The sequence below is a fragment of the Comamonas terrigena NBRC 13299 genome (genome assembly GCF_006740045.1).
Classification (GTDB): Bacteria; Pseudomonadota; Gammaproteobacteria; order Burkholderiales; family Burkholderiaceae_C; genus Comamonas; species Comamonas terrigena.
On the sequence record NZ_AP019749.1, the window covers coordinates 187125 to 204678 of the forward strand.

At 62.4% G+C, this 17554-nt stretch carries 14 protein-coding genes and 1 pseudogene; 7 read left to right on the forward strand and 8 right to left on the reverse strand.

All coding sequences use genetic code 11. The features are described 5' to 3' along the window. Positions 1-36 precede the first annotated feature (36 nt). From CT3_RS00780 to CT3_RS00790, 3 genes and pseudogenes are all read right to left on the reverse strand, one after another. The gene (locus CT3_RS00780) at positions 37-2115 is read right to left on the reverse strand and encodes a site-specific integrase (protein WP_127446174.1); all 2079 of its coding nucleotides are present in this window, start codon (positions 2113-2115) and stop codon (positions 37-39) included. Beyond that, complete coding sequence (locus tag CT3_RS00785; RefSeq protein WP_127446175.1) at positions 2108-4477, reverse strand: hypothetical protein; 2370 nt, start codon at positions 4475-4477, stop codon at positions 2108-2110. Before CT3_RS00785 ends, CT3_RS00780 begins: the two co-directional genes overlap by 8 nt. Positions 4478-4547: 70 nt before the next feature. Continuing rightward, positions 4548-5468: pseudogene (locus tag CT3_RS00790) on the reverse strand (YifB family Mg chelatase-like AAA ATPase); the annotation flags it as partial. A gap of 267 nt (positions 5469-5735) precedes the next feature. Here CT3_RS00790 and CT3_RS00795 point away from each other — a divergent pair. The 5 genes from CT3_RS00795 to CT3_RS00815 all read left to right on the forward strand — a co-directional run bounded on the left by CT3_RS00795 (position 5736) and on the right by CT3_RS00815 (position 11155). Continuing rightward, positions 5736-6074: a P-II family nitrogen regulator gene (locus CT3_RS00795; RefSeq protein ID WP_066538759.1), complete on the forward strand. Its 339-nt coding sequence runs from the start codon at positions 5736-5738 to the stop codon at positions 6072-6074. Positions 6075-6100: 26 nt separating this feature from the next. After that, positions 6101-7465, forward strand: a complete 1365-nt coding sequence (locus CT3_RS00800) for an ammonium transporter (protein ID WP_066538761.1) — start codon at positions 6101-6103, stop codon at positions 7463-7465. 373 nt (positions 7466-7838) lie between these two features. Then, a complete protein-coding gene (gene glcE, locus CT3_RS00805; protein ID WP_066538764.1) occupies positions 7839-8954 on the forward strand; it encodes a glycolate oxidase subunit GlcE in 1116 nt (371 codons plus the stop codon). 34 nt (positions 8955-8988) lie between these two features. Then, complete coding sequence (gene glcF, locus CT3_RS00810) at positions 8989-10236, forward strand: glycolate oxidase subunit GlcF (protein ID WP_066538766.1); 1248 nt, start codon at positions 8989-8991, stop codon at positions 10234-10236. A 151-nt stretch (positions 10237-10387) separates the two neighbouring features. After that, a complete protein-coding gene (locus CT3_RS00815) occupies positions 10388-11155 on the forward strand; it encodes a ProQ/FINO family protein (RefSeq protein ID WP_066538768.1) in 768 nt (255 codons plus the stop codon). Positions 11156-11251: 96 nt separating this feature from the next. Here CT3_RS00815 and CT3_RS00820 read toward each other — a convergent pair whose 3' ends face one another. The 3 genes from CT3_RS00820 to lplT all read right to left on the reverse strand — a co-directional run bounded on the left by CT3_RS00820 (position 11252) and on the right by lplT (position 14050). After that, positions 11252-11752, reverse strand: coding sequence for a glutathione peroxidase (locus tag CT3_RS00820; RefSeq protein ID WP_066538769.1), 501 nt, complete (start codon positions 11750-11752; stop codon positions 11252-11254). 47 nt (positions 11753-11799) lie between these two features. Continuing rightward, positions 11800-12687 carry a DMT family transporter gene (locus CT3_RS00825; RefSeq protein WP_066538771.1) on the reverse strand — a complete coding sequence of 296 codons (888 nt, stop codon included), beginning with the start codon at positions 12685-12687 and terminating at the stop codon, positions 11800-11802. Positions 12688-12757: 70 nt separating this feature from the next. Then, complete coding sequence (lplT, locus tag CT3_RS00830; protein ID WP_066538773.1) at positions 12758-14050, reverse strand: lysophospholipid transporter LplT; 1293 nt, start codon at positions 14048-14050, stop codon at positions 12758-12760. A 140-nt stretch (positions 14051-14190) separates the two neighbouring features. Here lplT and alr point away from each other — a divergent pair, with 140 nt between their 5' ends. Beyond that, on the forward strand, positions 14191-15294 hold the full coding sequence (gene alr, locus CT3_RS00835) for an alanine racemase (RefSeq protein ID WP_066538775.1): 1104 nt from the start codon (positions 14191-14193) through the stop codon (positions 15292-15294). Positions 15295-15360: 66 nt separating this feature from the next. Here alr and CT3_RS00840 read toward each other — a convergent pair whose 3' ends face one another. Then, complete coding sequence (locus CT3_RS00840) at positions 15361-15870, reverse strand: MarR family winged helix-turn-helix transcriptional regulator (RefSeq protein ID WP_066538776.1); 510 nt, start codon at positions 15868-15870, stop codon at positions 15361-15363. A gap of 105 nt (positions 15871-15975) precedes the next feature. Here CT3_RS00840 and CT3_RS00845 point away from each other — a divergent pair, with 105 nt between their 5' ends. Beyond that, positions 15976-16788 carry a siderophore-interacting protein gene (locus tag CT3_RS00845; protein WP_066538777.1) on the forward strand — a complete coding sequence of 271 codons (813 nt, stop codon included), beginning with the start codon at positions 15976-15978 and terminating at the stop codon, positions 16786-16788. A gap of 25 nt (positions 16789-16813) precedes the next feature. Here the strand turns inward: CT3_RS00845 and CT3_RS00850 are convergent, their stop codons facing one another. Then, positions 16814-17437 carry a glutathione S-transferase family protein gene (locus tag CT3_RS00850; RefSeq protein ID WP_066538778.1) on the reverse strand — a complete coding sequence of 208 codons (624 nt, stop codon included), beginning with the start codon at positions 17435-17437 and terminating at the stop codon, positions 16814-16816. Positions 17438-17554: the final 117 nt, after the last annotated feature.

Sequence of the window (17554 nt, forward strand, 5' to 3'; positions counted from 1 at the left end):
GAAGTGCAAGGGTAGAGGCCTCTCTTGGAGTAACACTCATAATGTGGACTTTCTTTCAACTTGTATCATCACTACATACTCTTGCCCTGAATGTCCTTCAAAGAAATGAGGCTCAATGGTTACACTTCCATCTTCCATGAGTTCACTGATAAGTCCAGCAAGCTCATCGTTGTCAAGTAACTGTATTGCGGTCGAATTGAATCTTTCATTAAGAATGGCAGCTAGATTTTCAGTACTGGCGTCAGCCTGCCTGAGTCGATCAACGGCAAAATCGACCTTGACACTTTTAAGTACTTCGCCTGGAGTGGATTCAGTGATGTAGTGGTAGAGATGTTTGGCGTCTGTGTGCCCTAGGAACCAGCGCAAGGTCTCCAAGCTTGAAAAGGAATTTCCATAGAAGAACAACATCGCGAAAAATCGTCTCAATTGATGCTGTCGAATGTAATAGCGACGTCCTGTCGAATCTTTATCTATTTCGAAGAAATCGCAAAAACGATCTAAGGTTATGTTGCACGATTCGTTGTCGCACTCAATAAATCGTGGGTGATGAAGGCTGGGGAATGATAGGAGTTGAATGTAGTTCTTAATTAATCCCAGTTCAATAAAGTCTTTTTGTAGGTTCTCTAAATTAGATATGAACCGGACGATTATCTCCGGAACTGGCCTAATTATCCGTTCGCGGAGTTCGCCTACATTACGCTTGCGAGCAAGAAATTTTAGTCTAGTCCTGGATTCGTCAAATATGTCTCCCGCCATAAGGTCGAGAAGTTCACCTTGGCGTCGAGCCATTATTGCGCCGATTGCAATAAGCAGACTTCCCCATAAAACTTGCAAAAGTTCGTAGAGCCCACTGCCGCGACGAAATTCACGGAAAAAGGTTTCCTCTATTTGTTTGCTCTTTTTTGCTAATCCTTGACTGCGCTCTGCACGAAGCTCGGTTGAGATGCTCCAGCATTTGATGCCAGCGGCGCTAAGGTCGGGATGGTCAGATGCGACAAGCTCCCTTGCTGCCATGGTCATGGTGCTCTTTGAAGCAGCAGCATGTTTGGCTATGGTTGTGTAGGCCTTTAGTAAGAGAGGTACACGTTCAAGGGAGAACTCTACGGCGCAGCGAAGTGCGCGAAGTGCTACGGTATACGGCAGGGTTGTGTACCGCCCCACTCCTGCCAGAGGCAACTGTTGTGCAAACTGCCTATCCGAGAGTACCTCTGTGAAACCATGTGGAACTGAGATGTCGAATTTTCTTAGCCACACAGCAGCATGCAGCGCACGAATGTAATAGCGAGTAATGCTCTCAGCACGCTCGACCCCACGCACGGGTACCCCTTTGATTTCACGGAATAAAAGTGGCCCATATCCTATAACGAGGCTGTCAATAACCGGTTTGGTCCACTTAGATCGCAAAACTCCGGCGGGATAAAGTAGCTCGGAAAGTAGGGTAGTGTCCGGGACGAATCGTCGGCCTCCTTCATAGGCAGCGCCTCGGTAATATCCATTAATCCATAGCCATGCGCGTGCATTTTGAATTTCTTCTTCGGATAGCTCTAGCTGATCGCACCCTCCTGATTGAGCAATATTCGGAACTTCAGACGTGGCTCGCAAGAGATCGTCTTGTGATAGGTCTGCGGCGCCCTGTTTTAGAAGGCGTGCCAGTCGCGTTCTGAATTGATAAATTGAATCAGCACTGTCGTATAAGCTTACTTCATGGAGCATCCTATGCGAAAAAGAGCTTGGCAATGCACTCAAACCGAGACGACCGAGTTTGAACTCTTCAGCGCGAACGACCAGGTACTCGCATATATGAATTGCGGGATCGAGTCTACCCTTCAGGCTTGAGTTCGCGTAATGCACGCCTTGAGTGAACTGTGGATGAGCCTGTGCGAGAAGAAAGTGTTTAAAGAATTTGATTAGCGGTCTATTCTTCTCGTCAGTTAAAATACTTCCATCATCCAATCGAACTTGAAAATCAAGAGTTGATATTGATTCAAGTTTTATAATCCAAGTTTTATCCTCAAAGTCACTAAATAGCCATTCAGGAGAGATGACAGGTGGGCTATCATTGATATAGGCCAATGTCCTAGAAATCAACTCTTGTGCATTTGCTTTCTTATTCATATGCAAGGCGCTCCACAAGTTTAGGGGATGCCTTCGCTCTGGCTTCTGCTAAGAAATGCAGAATATCAGGTCGATACGATCCGGCCCGCTCTACATAAGGGATAAGCTCTTTAGTGACGGCAGCCCAATACTGTGCTTTGGGCTGGAGGGGGCGATCGCAGGATTTTGTGGCCAGGTCAAGGCTAATAAGCGTGGTGAGGATTTCGGTGTTTAGGCCAAATATTGCCTCGCGTGGACTTGAAAGACTACCAATATCCAGAATTTCATCAATATTGGTGTTGAGGCTTGTGGTCTCTTTGGGAGGTAGACGCAGTACGTTTTTTGTCAAAAATAAATGAAGCTCCTCAATTGAAGAGAATCCGCTGGCTTCAAGTTGGTACTTACTTCCGGACAGTGCTTCAACTATGATGCCTGTTTGAAATATTCGTATCCAGCGTTCTTCGAAGAACATTCGAATTGGGGATGGGAGATATCTCTGTAGTAAAGTGACGTCATATTTAAGATGGCCAAGTGCAGTTGACATTGCTTGCACGCTTCGAGTTTCGAAATACACTTGAGTTGCAGCAGATGCACGCAATGAAGATAACGAAAATCGTAGGGCTAAATCCATTGCCTCTTCGTCAGATAGGCCTAGAACGCTAGCAAAAGAAGCCGCTAATACTTGTGTTCCATGTGGGGTAGAAACATCGGCGCTTAGTCTTTTTGACCGAGTTGGATATCCAAATGCCTTTGAGCTATTAATAAGTAAATACTGCCAGTTGTTGTCTTTTTTCTCGCGAAGAAAATTTCTAAGTGGCTCTGTTAATTGAATGATCTGATCAACTGCAAAGAATGAGTTTGAGTTTAAGTGAATTTCCTGCATCGCGAGATCCGGGCCTCGACGCATCTTTGCACCTATAAGCACATACCCATTATCGGTTTGCTTGAGGCCAATCATTCGGCCGTCTGAATCAAATAGTTTTAGATTTTCTAAGAAGGCTGTAGTAACGGATGGGTGTTCGCCAACAATTACCGCACAATGTGGAATTAGATATCCAGTAGTAGGAATGGCAAGCTCTTCCGCCCACTTTGCTCGGGGGGGAGGGAATAGCAGCATACTCAGGCGAGAGTCGTGGCCAGAACATGGATAACCGTGCTGTTCGAATGTTGCAGCAGCATTCGCAAGGTGGTTTACATGACTCCAATTAGTAGTTCCACCTCTATTGGCTGGGAGGCTTAAATTGGGACATATTTGACGTGGTGTTCCTAGCTTTGATAATTGTTTTCTTCGGGCTAATAGTTCTGCTCGTCTGTTAACCTCCGCCCACGCCCAGTTCTTTATCTGATTTAGATCATTTTTGATACGTTTAAAGATAAGCTCGAAAGCTTCATCGTCACTGAGTTCGAGAGGTATTTGAGTGAGGAGTTTTGTATACATTTCACCATCACCTGCTTGGCGGATGTTGGTGTCTCTGCGTGAGGTGGAGATGTTACGAGGGCTTGGGAAGCCTCCTAGTGGCTCTGCTATAAGATTCGAAGGAAAGATTAGCTCGGTGAAGAACGTAGAGATATAAACTCGCCACGTTTCAACCATACGCTCTAAAGTACATCCATTTTCTTTGGCGCTCGAAGCCGTTATCCAGTGTTGGAATAGTTGTGCGAAAAATATTGTTGTGTACTGTGGATCCCTAAGTTGCTCTACTGATGGCGGCTCATTCAGGGAATTAGCGAATGCACCTAAGGCATTAGCCGCAAAGCAAGTGCTTTTGTGACGCTTAGAGTGATAGATTTCGCAGATGGAGAAAAATTCGTTGGCAAATTTATAGCCGAACTTGTCTGCTATAGGTGTAAGGTGGTGATAGGCAAATGATCTATTCTTGCGTAGACAAACCCAGCCGCTACACTCATTTACCAAGTGTTTTTGAATTTCAAGCTCGTCCACAAGATAAACCAGCCTCGAAACTATCTCAGTACTATCGTACTTCGCAATCGGTATGTGCCACGTGAGGGGCGCTCCTACAAAATCGGAGAGCTGCTGGCGCATTCGAGTAAGAGATCTAGCCAACACCCGGCTGGAAGCGGCCTCTGCATGAAAAAAGTGGGTGCTAAATACTGCGCCCATCAATTGTTTGAGTCGCAGATCAAACACGGGGAAGGTACTGGCGCTGATTTGTGTTGGCAGCGTCGTTCCAGTCAACAACATCAAAGCGTCCAGCATCCTGAGGAGTTGGCGACATCCCCCCAGTTGATGGGAGGGCAGACGAGCAGCAGCGACTTCCCACGCTGCAAGCACATCTGTGCTGATAGTCCGCCAAGGATCCCGTGTCTTTGCGGCCATCCAGTTCATGTTGACGATCGGCAGGTCTAGATCACGGAGTCTCACAGCATCTCCTCAGTCTCAACTTTGAGCTTGCTGTGGCAGATTGACAGAATGGGCTAAAAAGTCAAAAGATCCACTCGTCCAGAAACAGCACACCGTGGTGGGCGCGGGAGATGGCGCCGGGCCGTGGCGGTGACCCGCCCCCCACCAGCGCCACGGCGCTGGCTGTGTGGTGGGGTGCGGCAATCTGGCGCTGGCCCCAGGTGCCGGCGTCAAACGGGCCGGCCAGGCTGGCCATGGCCGCCGCTTCTAGGGCCTCCAGCGCGGTCAGCGGCGGCAGCAGGCCGGCAAAGCGCTGGGCCAGCATGGATTTGCCACTGCCCGGGGGGCCCACCAGCAGCACGCCGTGGCCGCCGGCGGCGGCAATCTCCAGCGCACGCTTGGCACTGGCCTGGCCCTGCACATCGGCCAGGTCGGGTCCAGCCGGAGCCGCAGCAGGCGCAATGGCCTCGGCCAGCGGCAGGCCCTCGGTGGCCTGGGGTTGCAGGGCCCGCACCACTTCGAGCAGATGGGCGGCGCCATAGACTGTGGTGCCCGGCACCAGCGCGGCTTCCCGGGCACTGTCCTGGGGCAGCACCAAAGGCGTGCCCTCGCGGTGCAGCTGCATGGCCAGGGCGGTGGCCAGGGCCCCGCGCACCGGGCGCAGTGCGCCGGACAGCGACAGTTCACCCGCAAATTCATAGCGCGCCAGCTGCGCAGGGTCGATCTGTCCGCTCGCCGCCAGGATGCCCAGGGCGATGGGCAGGTCGAAGCGGCCGGAGTCCTTGGGCAGATCGGCCGGGGCCAGGTTGACGGTGATGCGCTTGCTGTGCGGGAACTCCAGCCCGGCGTTCAGGATGGCGCTGCGCACGCGTTCACGGGCCTCTTTCACCTCGGTATCGGCCAGGCCCACCAGGGTCAGGCAGGGCAGGCCGTTGGCCAGATGCACCTCCACTTCGATCGGCTGGGCGTGCATGCCCACCAGTGCGCGGCTGCGCACGCTTGCAAGGCCCATGGCGTGTTCTCCCCAGACGAGTGCGTGGCGGAAATCGGGATATGTGGCGATTGCACTGCTTTGGTGCATAGACGGGGTGATCGACCGCGTCCCCCTCGGTAACACTGTAGTGGGCCTCGGCCCCCGCTTGGGAGAACTGTGGCTGGCACGCTCCATGCTTTGTGACAGTCGGTACGCATCGAACAGACAGACGGCATGGCCGCCCCGCAGCCAGCCACCGAGTTACAACTCCGGGCGCCGAAGCACCCGATTCAGGAGGACGCAATCATGAAAATGGTCTCAGCCATCATCAAACCCTTCAAGCTGGACGAGGTGCGCGAAGCCCTCTCGCAAATCGGCGTGCAGGGCATCACCGTGACCGAGGTGAAGGGCTTTGGCCGCCAGAAGGGCCACACCGAGCTGTACCGCGGCGCCGAGTACGTGGTCGACTTCCTGCCCAAGGTGAAGCTGGAAGCCGCCGTGGACGACGCGGTGCTGGAGCAGGCGCTCGAAGCCATCGAATCCGCAGCCCGCACCGGCAAGATCGGTGACGGCAAGATCTTCGTCTACGACCTGGAACAGGTGGTGCGCATCCGCACCGGCGAAACCGGTAAAGAAGCCCTTTGATATCCACCCTTCAGCGAGAGACAGTCATGAAAAAAACGCTCCCTGCACTTTCACTGGGCCTGGGTCTGCTGACCGCAGCCGCCGGTGCACTGGCCCAAGAAGCCGCTCCTGCCGTGGCCGCTGTGGCCGAGGCCGCCGCTCCGGCAGCAGCCGCTGCTGCCGAAGCCGTTCCCACCCTCAGCGCCGGTGATACCGCCTGGATGCTGACCTCCACCATGCTGGTGATCCTGATGACCATCCCCGGCCTGGCCCTGTTCTACGGCGGCCTGGTGCGCTCCAAGAACATGCTGTCCGTGCTGGCGCAGGTGTTCGTGATCTTCTCGGCCATCACCGTGCTGTGGGCCATCTACGGCTTCTCGCTGACATTCGGCGGTGAAGGCACGTTCTTTGGCGGCTTCGACAAGCTGTTCCTGGCCGGCATCACGCCGGACACGTTGTCCAGCGCGCTGAAGACCATCCCTGAATATGTGTTCGTGGCCTTCCAGTCCACCTTCGCCGCCATCACCGTGTCGCTGATCGTGGGTGCCTTCGCCGAGCGCATCAAGTTCGCGGCAGTGATGCTGTTCTCCATCCTGTGGTTCACCTTCAGCTACATCCCCATGGCCCACATGGTCTGGGGCGGTGGTCTGCTGGCTGCGGACGGCGCACTGGACTTCGCCGGCGGCACCGTGGTGCACATCAACGCCGCTATCGCCGGCCTGGTGGGTTCCTACATGGTGGGCAAGCGCATCGGTTTCGGCCGTGAAGCCCTGCCTCCCCACAGCCTGACGCTGACCATGGTCGGTGCCTCCCTGCTGTGGGTGGGCTGGTTCGGTTTCAACGCCGGCTCTGCAGGCGCCGCCAACGGCATCGCCGGTCTGGCCTTCATCAACACCATCCTGGCCACCGGCGCTGCCGCCGTGTCCTGGATCGTGGCCGAAGCGCTGCACAAGGGCAAGGCTTCCATGCTGGGCGCTGCCTCGGGCGCGGTGGCCGGTCTGGTGACCATCACCCCCGCCGCCGGTTTCGTGGGCCCCATGGGTTCCATCGTGATGGGTCTGATCGCCGGCCCTCTGTGCCTGTGGGGTGTGTCCGGTCTGAAGCGCATGCTCAAGGCCGATGACACCTGCGATGTGTTCGGCGTCCACGGCGTGGGCGGTATCCTGGGGGCCATCCTGACCGGTGTGTTCTGCGCTTCCAGCCTGGGTGGCGTGGAGCCCGAAGGCTTCAACATGGCCCACCAAGTGTGGGTGCAGTTCAAGAGCGTGGTCGTGACCCTGGTGTGGTCCGGTGTGGTGGCAGCGATCGCCTTCGCGATCTGCAAGGTCACGGTCGGTCTGCGTGTCTCGGAAGAAGCCGAGCGCGAAGGTCTGGACATCACCAGCCACGGCGAGTCCGCCTACCAGCGCTGAGCCGCTGGTTCCCGCCCGGGCACGGGGTGCCCGCCGCCCGGTCGGTGTTCCCATTGCGAGTGACGTGACGATTCATAGCCCGCCTCTGGCGGGCTTTTTTTATGGCTGCGGCATTCGCACGGGCGGAGGCACGGGCCCGTGCAAGCTGGATTTCATCCGCATGCTTCGATTTCAGGAGCTGCTCCAGATGCAGCAGCATGATTTTGGGATGGCTTGGCGGTCAGAGTTCAGTCCACGTAAACGCCACCAGCTATCCAAGATGTAGCGCCAGCGGTTGGCATGCCATCGGCCAGCACGCTTCACGCCGGCTGTTCAAAAAAATCACAAGGCCGGCATGCACGCGCCAGGGGGGCTGCCGCTACCATCGCTGCCCATGGAACCAGCACTGAGCCAGATCATCGAGCGCGTGCGCGCCGCTACCCCGCAAGCCCTGCGCATCCAGGGTGGGGGCAGCAAGGATTTCCTCGGCCTTGAACTGCGTGGCGAGGCGCTGGACGTGCGCCCCCTGCAGGGCATCGTCGAATACGAACCCAGCGAACTGGTGGTGACAGTGCGTGCCGGCACGCCGCTGGCAGCGCTGGAGCAGGTGCTGGCAGAACGCGGCCAGGCCCTGGCCTTCGAGCCGCCGCACTTTGCCCGCCAGGGCCGCCAGGCCACGGTGGGCGGCATGGTGGCGGCAGGGCTGTCCGGCCCGGCCCGTGCCAGCGTGGGCGCGGTGCGCGACTATGTGCTGGGCATCGAAATCCTGAATGGCAAGGCCGAGCTGCTGCGCTTTGGCGGCCAGGTCATGAAGAACGTGGCAGGTTACGACGTGTCCCGCCTGATGGCAGGAAGCTGGGGCACGCTGGGCGTGATCACCGAAGTCAGCCTGAAAGTGCTGCCGGTGGCGCCTGCCGAGGCCACGCTGCGCTTTGATGGCATCGGCCAGGCCGATGCCCTGAAGCAGCTGAACACCTGGGGCGGCCAGCCCCTGCCGTTGAACGCCAGCTGCTGGCTGCAGGACGGGGGCACGGGCACGCTGTACGTCCGCCTGCGCGGCGCCTCGGCGGCGGTGGATGCGGCCTGCCGCAGCATGGGCGGCACCCGCCTGGACGCCGCCAGCACGGCCGCAGACTGGGCGGCCTGCCGCGAGTTGCAATTGCCCTGGTTCACCGCGCGTGCGGCCGACCACTGCCTGTGGCGCCTGTCCGTGCCACAGACTGCGCCCGAGCTGGCGCTGCCGACCGGCACGGCCGCGCCGCTGGTCGAATGGCATGGTGGCCTGCGCTGGGTACAGGCCCCGCGCAGCGCGGGTGCCGCGCTGAAAGCCGCCGCCCGTGCGGTGGGCGGCGATGCGCTGCTGTTCAGCGCGGAAGCTGCGCAGCCCCTCAGCGGTGAACCGCTGTTCGATCCCCAGAATGCCGCGGTGCAGCGCATCCAGCAGCAGCTGAAGACCGCGTTCGATCCGGCCGGCATCTTCAACCCCGGACGCACCAGCGCTGCGCTCTGACGCCGTGCCCTGACAAGAATTACGAGACACCACGATGCAGACCAACCTCGCACCCGAATACCGCAGCACGCCCGAAGGCCAGGAGGCCGAGGCCATTCTGCGCAAATGCGTGCACTGTGGCTTTTGCACCGCCACCTGCCCCACCTACCAGACGCTGGGTGACGAGCTGGACGGCCCGCGCGGCCGCATCTACCTCATCAAGCAGGTGCTGGAAGGGGCCACGCCCACCCGTGCCACGCAGGAGCACCTGGACCGCTGCCTGACCTGCCGCAACTGCGAATCCACCTGCCCCAGCGGCGTGCAATACGGCCATCTGGTGGACATTGGCCGCAAGGTGGTGGACGAGAAGGTGCCGCGCCCGCTGGGCGAGCGCCTCAAGCGCTGGGCGCTGAAGGAAGGCATTCCCTCGCCGCTGTTTGCCCCGGCCATGAAGCTGGGCCAGGCCGTGCGCCCGCTGCTGCCGGAGGTCATCAAGGCCAAGGTGCCGCCCAAAACGGAGCACGGTGTCTGGCCGACGCGCGCACACGCCCGCAAGGTGCTGCTGCTGGCGGGCTGCGTGCAGCCTGCGATGCTGCCCAACATCAACTACGCCACGGCCCGCGTGCTGGATGCCGTGGGCATCCAGACCGTGATCGCCGACAAGGCCGGTTGCTGCGGCGCGGTGAAGTTCCACCTGAATGACCAGGACAGTGCGCGGGACCAGATGCGCGCCAACATCGACGCCTGGTGGCCCGCCGTGGAAGCCGGCGAAGTGGAAGCCATCATCAGCAATGCCTCGGGCTGCGGCGCCATGGTCAAGGACTATGCCCATGCCCTGCGCGACGACAGCGCCTATGCGGCCAAGGCCCAGCGCGTGAGCGCGCTGGCACGCGATCTGAGCGAGCTGCTGCCCGCCCTGCTGCCCGAGCTGGCCGACAAGCTGGCCGGCCGTACCAAGGTGCCTGCGCAGCCCATGGCCTACCACCCGCCCTGCACCTTGCAGCATGCGCAAAAGCTCAAGGGCGTGGTCGAGGCCAACCTGGGCAAGCTGGGCTTCCAGCTGCGCACGGCGCGCACCGAATCGCACCTGTGCTGCGGTTCGGCTGGCACCTATTCCATCCTGCAGTCCGATATCTCCCAGCAGCTGCGCACCCGCAAGCTGGATGCGCTGGACGAGGCCTTTGAAGGCGGTGCGCCCGCGGCCATCCTGTCGGCCAACATCGGCTGCATCACCCACCTGCAAGCCGGCACGGCCGTGCCGGTGCGCCACTGGGTGGAAGTGCTGGACGAAGCCCTGGTCTGACCGCCGCGCAGCGCCCCGCAGGGGCGCCGCAGCCGCAGCACGGCGACCGCATTCCCGTGCCGGCAGCAGCTTGCAAAGTCGCCCCTTGCCCGCAGGACTGCCAATGCTGGCATGATGGCGGCCTTGTTTTTTTGTCGCCATTGGCCTGCCCATGACCGAAATCGTGTCCTCCCTCCCCGAAACCCCGGCCTCCGACGCCGCAGCCGCACAGCCTGCCCAGGCCGACGGTGCCCGTCGCCGCAACCGGCGCGGTGGACGGGGACGTGCCGCTGCCGCCAAGGGAGCCGCACCGCAGTCCGCTGCCGCTTCCGCGCGCCCCGTGCGTGAAATCCACCCCGTGCTGCTGCAGCTGGCGCAGCTGTACCCGGCGCTGTTCGGTGACAGCCCCAAGCCGCTCAAGCGCGGCATCTTCCAGGACCTGCAGGTCGCCCAGGGCGAAGCGCTGGACAAGGACGGCCTCAAGCAGGCGCTGGCCCTGCACACCCGCTCCACCCGCTATCTGAATGTCGTGGCCACGGGCGCGGCACGCTGCGATCTGCAGGGCGTGGAAGTGGAAGCCATGGCGCCCGAGCATGTGCTGCACGCGCTGATCGAAGTCTTCCGCCGCAAGAAGCCGCGCGACGGCGAAGACCTGCAGGCCAAGCTGCAGCGCCGCATTGGCCAGGCCTTCATCGACAGCGGCCTGGGCCGCGATGCCTACCTGGAAAAAGTGCAGCTGCGCGAACCCAGTGCCCTGGCCAAGGTCGAAGCGGCACTGGCCGTGGTGGCCGAACAGGACGCCAAGGCCGAAGCCGTGCTGCGGGCCTTTGAAGGCAGCGGTGCGGAGACCGTGGACGCCTTTGCCGACATGTACGGCATGAACACCCAGCAGGTGCAGCGCCAGCTGCACCGCGCCCGCCAGCTGAAGGCCCAGGCCTGAGCACTGAGTGGTGAACCGCAGGCGGCGCCGTAGCCCCGCCTGCGGTGGTGGGCCGGTGCCTGACGGCATGCGGCCTGCAGCCCCTGCAGCCTTCGCTCAGGCGGCGGTGGGGGCCTGTGCCAGCGCCTGTTCGATATCGCCACCCAGCGTCACCGGGGCATCCTGGGGCGCATAGCGGCGGATCGCCCGGCCATCGCGACCGACCAGGAATTTGGTGAAGTTCCACTTGATGGCCTTGCTGCCCAGCAGGCCGGGGGCCTGTTCCTTGAGCCAGACGAACAGCGGCGCTGCGGCTTCGCCGTTGACTTCGATCTTGGCCATCATCGGAAACTCCACGCCGTAGTTCTTCTGGCAGAAGGCGGCGATGTCGCTGTTGTGGGCCGGGTCCTGGTGGCCGAACTGGTTGCAGGGGAAGCCCAGCACCACCAGCCCCTGGGGACCGAAGCGCTCATACAGCTGCTGCAGGCCGGCCAGCTGTGGCGTGAAGCCGCAGGCGCTGGCGGTGTTCACCACCAGCACCACCTTGCCGGCGTACTGGCCCAGGTCGTGTTCGTCGCCCTCGATGCTGCGCACCTGGAAATCATGGAGTGTGGTCATGGAGTCTCCTTGCATGGGCGCCATCTTGCCACGCCCATGGGCACACTTTATGCCTTGCGGCGGCGCCCCTGCAAGGCGGCCAGCAGCGCGCCGCCGATGATCAGCGCTCCGCCCAGCAGCATGCGCGGCGTCAGCTCGGTGGCGCCCAGCAGCCAGGCCGAGACGGTGGCAAACAGCACTTCGGACAGCATGATCAGCGAGGTGGTGGCCGTCGGCAGGCGCGCCGCGCCGTACTGCAGGGCCCAGTTGCCCACCGCCACCAGCACCGCCATGACCAGGGCGCACAGCACCCATTCGGTCTGCGGCGCCGGCAGGCCGGGCAGTGCACCCAGCCCGTAGCCCAGGCTGGCGGTGGTCAGGCCCGTGGCCATGCAGCCCACAAACATGGCCAGCATGCGCGAGGTGCCGGGCGCACTGTGGGTGCGGCGCAGGACCACATTGGTGATGGCAAAGCACAGGCCGCCGAACACGGCCAGGTAGTCGGGCAGCGCGATGCCGGCCGTCAGGCTGCTCCAGCTGGCCCCTGCCGGCACGATCACCAGGCCCATGCCGGCGAACGCCAGTGCCAGGCGCAGCAGGCCCTGGGGGGTGGGGCGCTCGCCCAGGAACTTCCAGGCCAGCAGCACGGCCCAGGCAGGCATCAGATAGAACAGCAGGATCACCCGCACCACATCCCCGGTGGAGCTGGCGGTGTTGAAGGCCACATTCGTCAGCCCGGAGGACAGGGCCAGCAGCCACAGCGCCGGGTGGGCCAGCAGCCCGGCCCAGCTGCGCGGCGCCAGCAGCGTGGTGCCCAGCACCAGGGCGGCGTAGATCAGCGAGGTGGCCCAGGGCGCAGCCAGGCCGGCGGCATGCATGGTCTTGAAGGGCCACCAGGACAGCCCCCAGACCACGGCGTTGAACAGCAGGGCGAAATACGGTGCAGGAGAGTGCATGGCTGAAAACGACTCCGGCGCAGGGGGTGCCTGCGCCGGAAACGATGAAAACGGGGGAAAGTGGCAGGCTTCAGTGGTGGTGGTCGTGGCGCGCGATATTGAGCAGGCGGCGCACTTCCCCACCGTGGTGGCGGCAGTTGTAGCGGTACCAGCGGCCGATCAGCCACATGGTGATGGCCACGATCAGGCCAAAGCCGGTGATGGCGCCATAGGCCGACACCCCCAGCTTGGTGGCCAGCGCATACAAGGCGCCCAGGCCCAGGATGCAGGCCTGTTCATTGAAGTTCTGCACCGCGATGGAGCGGCCCGCGCCCATCAGGTCATGGCCGCGGTGCTGCAGCAGCGCGTTCATGGGCACCACCAGGAAGCCGCCCAGGCCGCCCAGCAGGATCAGGAAGGGGATGGCAATCCACAGGTGGCTGATGAAATTCATGCACACCACCAGCAGGCCCATGGCAATGCCCAAGGGAATCACCCGGGTGGCGTGCTGCAGGCGCATGCGCATCGAGGCCAGCACCGCACCGGCGGCGGTACCGATGGCCACCACGCCCACCAGGGCCGAGGCCTGGGTGGTGCCGTAGCCCAGGGCCACGGCGGCCCAGGCCAGCACGATGTAGCGCAGATTGCCGGACACGCCCCAGAACAGGGTGGTGGTGGACAGCGAGATCTGGCCCAGCTTGTCGCGCCACAGGCGGCGGTTGCAGTCCCGGAAGTCGGGCAGCAGGGCAAGCGTGGCGGCCAGCAGGCCTTGGTCCGGGTGCTGGCGCATGGGCACCAGCGGGGTGCTGGTGCGGGGAATGCGCAGGTTGAAGGCGGCCGCCAGCGCGTAGACAAACACCAGCACGCCGATGGCGGCTTCGGCCGCGTTGTCGACAAACGGCACGTCCAGTGCCATCAGATGTGCCGCAACAGCCGGGCCCACCAGCTGGCCGCCCAGCAGCACGCCCAGGATGATGGAGGTGATGGTCAGCCCCTCGATCCAGCCATTGGCCTTGACCAGCTGGGAGGGCGGCAGCAGCTCGGTCAGGATGCCGTATTTGGCCGGCGAGTAGGCGGCGGCGCCCAGACCCACCACTGCATAGGCCAGCAGCGGGTGGTGGCCGATCAGCATCATCAGGCAGCCCGCCACCTTGATGGCATTGCTGATGAACATCACCCGCCCCTTGGGCAAGGCGTCGGCAAAGGCGCCCACAAAAGGGGCCAGGATCACGTAGAACAGCGCAAACATGGGCACCAGGGCCGCACGCTGCCATTCCGGGGCACCGGAGGTGCGCAACAGTTCCACCGCGGTGACAAACAGGGCATTGTCGGCCAGCGAGCTGAAGAACTGCGCCGACATGATGGTGTAGAAACCGCGTTTCATGGATGGGGATGCGTACTATTAGCAGAGCTAATGCCCACGCTGATCTGGACCTGTTGGCAAAGTGACTGGCGGTTATATCACGCAGGTTTGTGCCGGGAGTGCCAGAATTCCGTACTTCTTTTCCCTAGCTCCCATCTGACATGCCACGTCCCATCCAGGCCACCATCCATCCCGAAGCATTGCGCCACAACCTGGAACGTGCACGCCAGGCGGCCCCGGATGCGCGGCTGTGGGCGGTGGTCAAGGCCAATGCCTACGGCCATGGCATCGAGCGTGTGTTCGATGCCATGCGGGCCACCGACGGCTTTGCACTGCTGGAATTGTCGGAAGCAGAACGCATCCGCCAGCTGGGATGGCGCGGCCCGATCCTGCTGCTGGAAGGGGTGTTTGACGCCCGCGACCTGGAGCTGTGCTCCCGCCTGGGGGTGTGGCATTCCGTCCACTGCGACCAGCAGATCGACTGGCTGGCCGCCCACAAGACCCAGCAGCCGCACCGCGTGTTCCTGAAGATGAACAGCGGCATGAACCGCCTGGGCTTCACGCCGGAGCGCTTTCGCAGTGCCTATGCGCGCCTGAATGCGCTCACCCAGGTGGAAGAGATTTCCTTCATCACCCATTTCAGCGATGCCGACGGGCCGCGCGGCATCGAGCACCAGCTCCAGGCCTTTCTCGGCGCCACGCAGGACCTGCCCGGCGAGCGCAGCGTGTGCAATAGTGCCGCCACCTTGCTGCATGGCATGGAGGCGCGCGTGCGCAACGACTGGGTGCGTCCCGGCATCGTGCTGTACGGCAGCGCACCCGATTACCCGCTGCACACGGCCGCCGACTGGGGGCTGCGGCCCGCCATGACGCTGTCGACCCAGGTCATCGGCGTGCAGCAGCTGCAGGCGGGGGACAGCGTGGGCTACGGCTCGACCTTTGTGGCCGACGCTCCCATGCGCACCGGCATCATTGCCTGCGGTTATGCCGACGGTTACCCGCGCCACTGCGGCACGGGCACGCCGGTGCTGGTGAACGGCGTGCGCACCCGTGTACTGGGCCGTGTCAGCATGGACATGCTCAATGTCGACCTGACGCCGGTGCCCGACGCCGGCATCGGCAGCGACGTCACGCTGTGGGGCACGGCGCGCAATGGCACCCAGCTGTCCATCGACGAGGTGGCCGCTGCGGCCGGCACCGTGGGCTACGAGCTGATGTGCGCCGTGGCGCCGCGTGTGCCGGTGGTGGTGGAAGGGGCGGCCTAAGAGGCAGGGAGCAGGGGCAGGGGGCCGAGGCTCCCGCCGTGCGCTGCGGGCGCTTCGGGACCGGGCTCAGTCGTGCAGATGGGGTGGGTTGTAGCTGGGGTCGTGTGCCAGCGAATCGCCTTCGCCTTGCGGCAGCGGCAGGGCGGCCAGCTGGCTGTGCATCTGGCGCAGCAGGTCCAGCAACTGCTGCTGTTCCGACATCGACCAGCCCGCCAGCATCTGCGCGCCCAGGCTGCTGCGGTGGTTGCGCAGACCGGTGAAGGCTTCAGCGCCCTGGGCGCTCAGGCGCAGGCAGCGGCTGCGCTTGTCCTGTGGATGGGGCACCCTCTCCAGCCAGCCATGGGTTTCCATCTGCTGCAGCAGGCGTGCCAGCTGGGCCTTGTCGGTGCCGGTATGCGCCACCAGGTCCTTGTGGGTGCACAGGGGATGGTGGCCCACGTACAGCAGCACTTTCAGCTCATTGGCCGTCAGCGGCAGCGCCTGGGCGTGCAGGGCCGCGCGCATCTGGCGGCGGTAGGCCAGCGTCAGGTTGTGCATGGCATCCAGCACGGCAGAGGGCAGGGCAGAGGTGTTCATCCAGGGATCTCGTCAGCAGAAGCAAATGGTGCACGCATTGGTTGACAAAGTCAATTAACAATGGTTATATTGTTGATTAAGTCAACATTCTACGCAGGAGCGTGCATGCCCACCACCGATATCGCAGCCACCGGCTCAACCATCCCCGACACCGCCCTGCGCGTGGAGCGTGTGCGCCACGTGTTTGCCGCGCACCACCTGCAGCTGCAATCGCGCGAAGTGGTCAGCCCCGGCTTTGTGCGCATCACGCTGGCGGGGGCCGATCTGACGGGTTTTCGCAGCGACGGCTTTGATGACCACATCAAGTTCCTGCTGCCCCAGCCCGGCCAGGACAAGCCCAACCTGCCGCAGATGGTGGACGGTCGTCCCCACTTTGACGGCGAGCGCCCTGTCGCGCGGGACTACACCCCGGTGCGCTGGGATGCCGCCAAAGGCCAGCTGGTGCTGGAGTTTGCCCTGCATGACCACGGCCCGGCCGCCGAATGGGCGCGCACCGCGCAGATCGGCCAATGGGCCGGGGTGGCCGGACCGCGTGGCAGCATGGTGATTCCCGCCGGCTTTGCCTGGCACTGGCTGCTGGGCGATGACAGCGCGCTGCCCGCCGTGGAACGCCGCCTGGCGGAGCTGCCGGCCACGGCCCGTGTGACCGTACGCCTGAAGGTGGCAGCGGCCGACCGCCGTCCGCTGCCCAGCGCTGCCCAGGTGGACCTGCAGTGGGTGGACGATCTGGCCGAGGCCGCTGCCGCCCTGCCGCTGCCGTCCGAAGACGGCTACATCTGGGCCGCAGGCGAGCACAACGACATGGCCGCGCTGCGCACCGTCTTCAAGGACAAGGGCGCTTCGCTCAAGCGCATGCGCATCTCCGCCTACTGGAAGCGCGGTCAGGCGGACCACCACGAGGAACTGGTGCAGGAGTGAGCGGGCGCCCTGCCGCGCCGTGGTCTCAGTCGTGCAGGGCGGCCCGCACGGCAGGCCGCAGTTGCATGCGCTGGTAGTGGTCGGCCAGACGCGGGAAGTGGGCGATTTCCACGCCGTCGCCGTGCAGCCAGCCGGCGATGGTGAACAGATAGGCGTCGGCCACGGAGAAGGTCTCGCCCAGCACCCAGGGGCCGCGGTCCAGCCAATGGGCTTCGATCAGCGCACAGCACTCCGCCATGTTGGCGGCGACCTTGTCCTGCATGGAGGTGATGGCCGCGGGATCGTCGCTCCAGCGTGCGCCGCGCCGGCCGTGGGCGTGGGCCACATGCACGGTGCTGGCCAGGTAGCTGTGAAAGCCCTGCATGCGGGCGAACTGCACCGGGTCGGTGGGGGCCAGATGGGCGTCGGGAAAGCGCTGGGCCACATAGGCCAGCAGGGCCACGGTCTCGGTCAGCACGGTGCTGCCGTCTTCCAGCCGCAGCGCGGGCACACGGCCCAGCGGGTTCAGCGCCAGGTATTCGCCGCTGCGCTGGGCGTTCTGGCTGAAGTCGACGTACTGCAGCTGGTAGTCGGCACCGGCCTCGTTCAGGGCAATGCGGGTGGCCAGGGCGCAGGTGTGCGGGGCGTAGAACAGGGTCAGGTGGGGCATGCGGTCTCCAGAGGGTCCGGTGGGAGGGGAATGGCCTGCAGCATAGCGGCAGCAGGCGGCCGGCAGAAAACAGGCGCGGCAGCGCCCTTGGTGTGCGGGCATGCGGCAGTGGCGCCG

Excerpts from the sequence above, each read along its gene's own strand:
- CT3_RS00795 (WP_066538759.1), top strand. The coding sequence starts at position 5,736 with ATGAAAATGGTCTCAGCCATCATCAAACCCTTCAAGCTGGACGAGGTG.
- CT3_RS00825 (WP_066538771.1), bottom strand. The coding sequence starts at position 12,687 with ATGCACTCTCCTGCACCGTATTTCGCCCTGCTGTTCAACGCCGTGGTC.
- CT3_RS00840 (WP_066538776.1), bottom strand. The coding sequence starts at position 15,870 with ATGAACACCTCTGCCCTGCCCTCTGCCGTGCTGGATGCCATGCACAAC.
- CT3_RS00800 (WP_066538761.1), top strand. The coding sequence starts at position 6,101 with ATGAAAAAAACGCTCCCTGCACTTTCACTGGGCCTGGGTCTGCTGACC.
- CT3_RS00780 (WP_127446174.1), bottom strand. The coding sequence starts at position 2,115 with ATGAATAAGAAAGCAAATGCACAAGAGTTGATTTCTAGGACATTGGCC.
- lplT (WP_066538773.1), bottom strand. The coding sequence starts at position 14,050 with ATGAAACGCGGTTTCTACACCATCATGTCGGCGCAGTTCTTCAGCTCG.
- CT3_RS00845 (WP_066538777.1), top strand. The coding sequence starts at position 15,976 with ATGCCCACCACCGATATCGCAGCCACCGGCTCAACCATCCCCGACACC.
- CT3_RS00850 (WP_066538778.1), bottom strand. The coding sequence starts at position 17,437 with ATGCCCCACCTGACCCTGTTCTACGCCCCGCACACCTGCGCCCTGGCC.
- CT3_RS00820 (WP_066538769.1), bottom strand. The coding sequence starts at position 11,752 with ATGACCACACTCCATGATTTCCAGGTGCGCAGCATCGAGGGCGACGAA.
- glcF (WP_066538766.1), top strand. The coding sequence starts at position 8,989 with ATGCAGACCAACCTCGCACCCGAATACCGCAGCACGCCCGAAGGCCAG.
- glcE (WP_066538764.1), top strand. The coding sequence starts at position 7,839 with ATGGAACCAGCACTGAGCCAGATCATCGAGCGCGTGCGCGCCGCTACC.
- CT3_RS00815 (WP_066538768.1), top strand. The coding sequence starts at position 10,388 with ATGACCGAAATCGTGTCCTCCCTCCCCGAAACCCCGGCCTCCGACGCC.
- alr (WP_066538775.1), top strand. The coding sequence starts at position 14,191 with ATGCCACGTCCCATCCAGGCCACCATCCATCCCGAAGCATTGCGCCAC.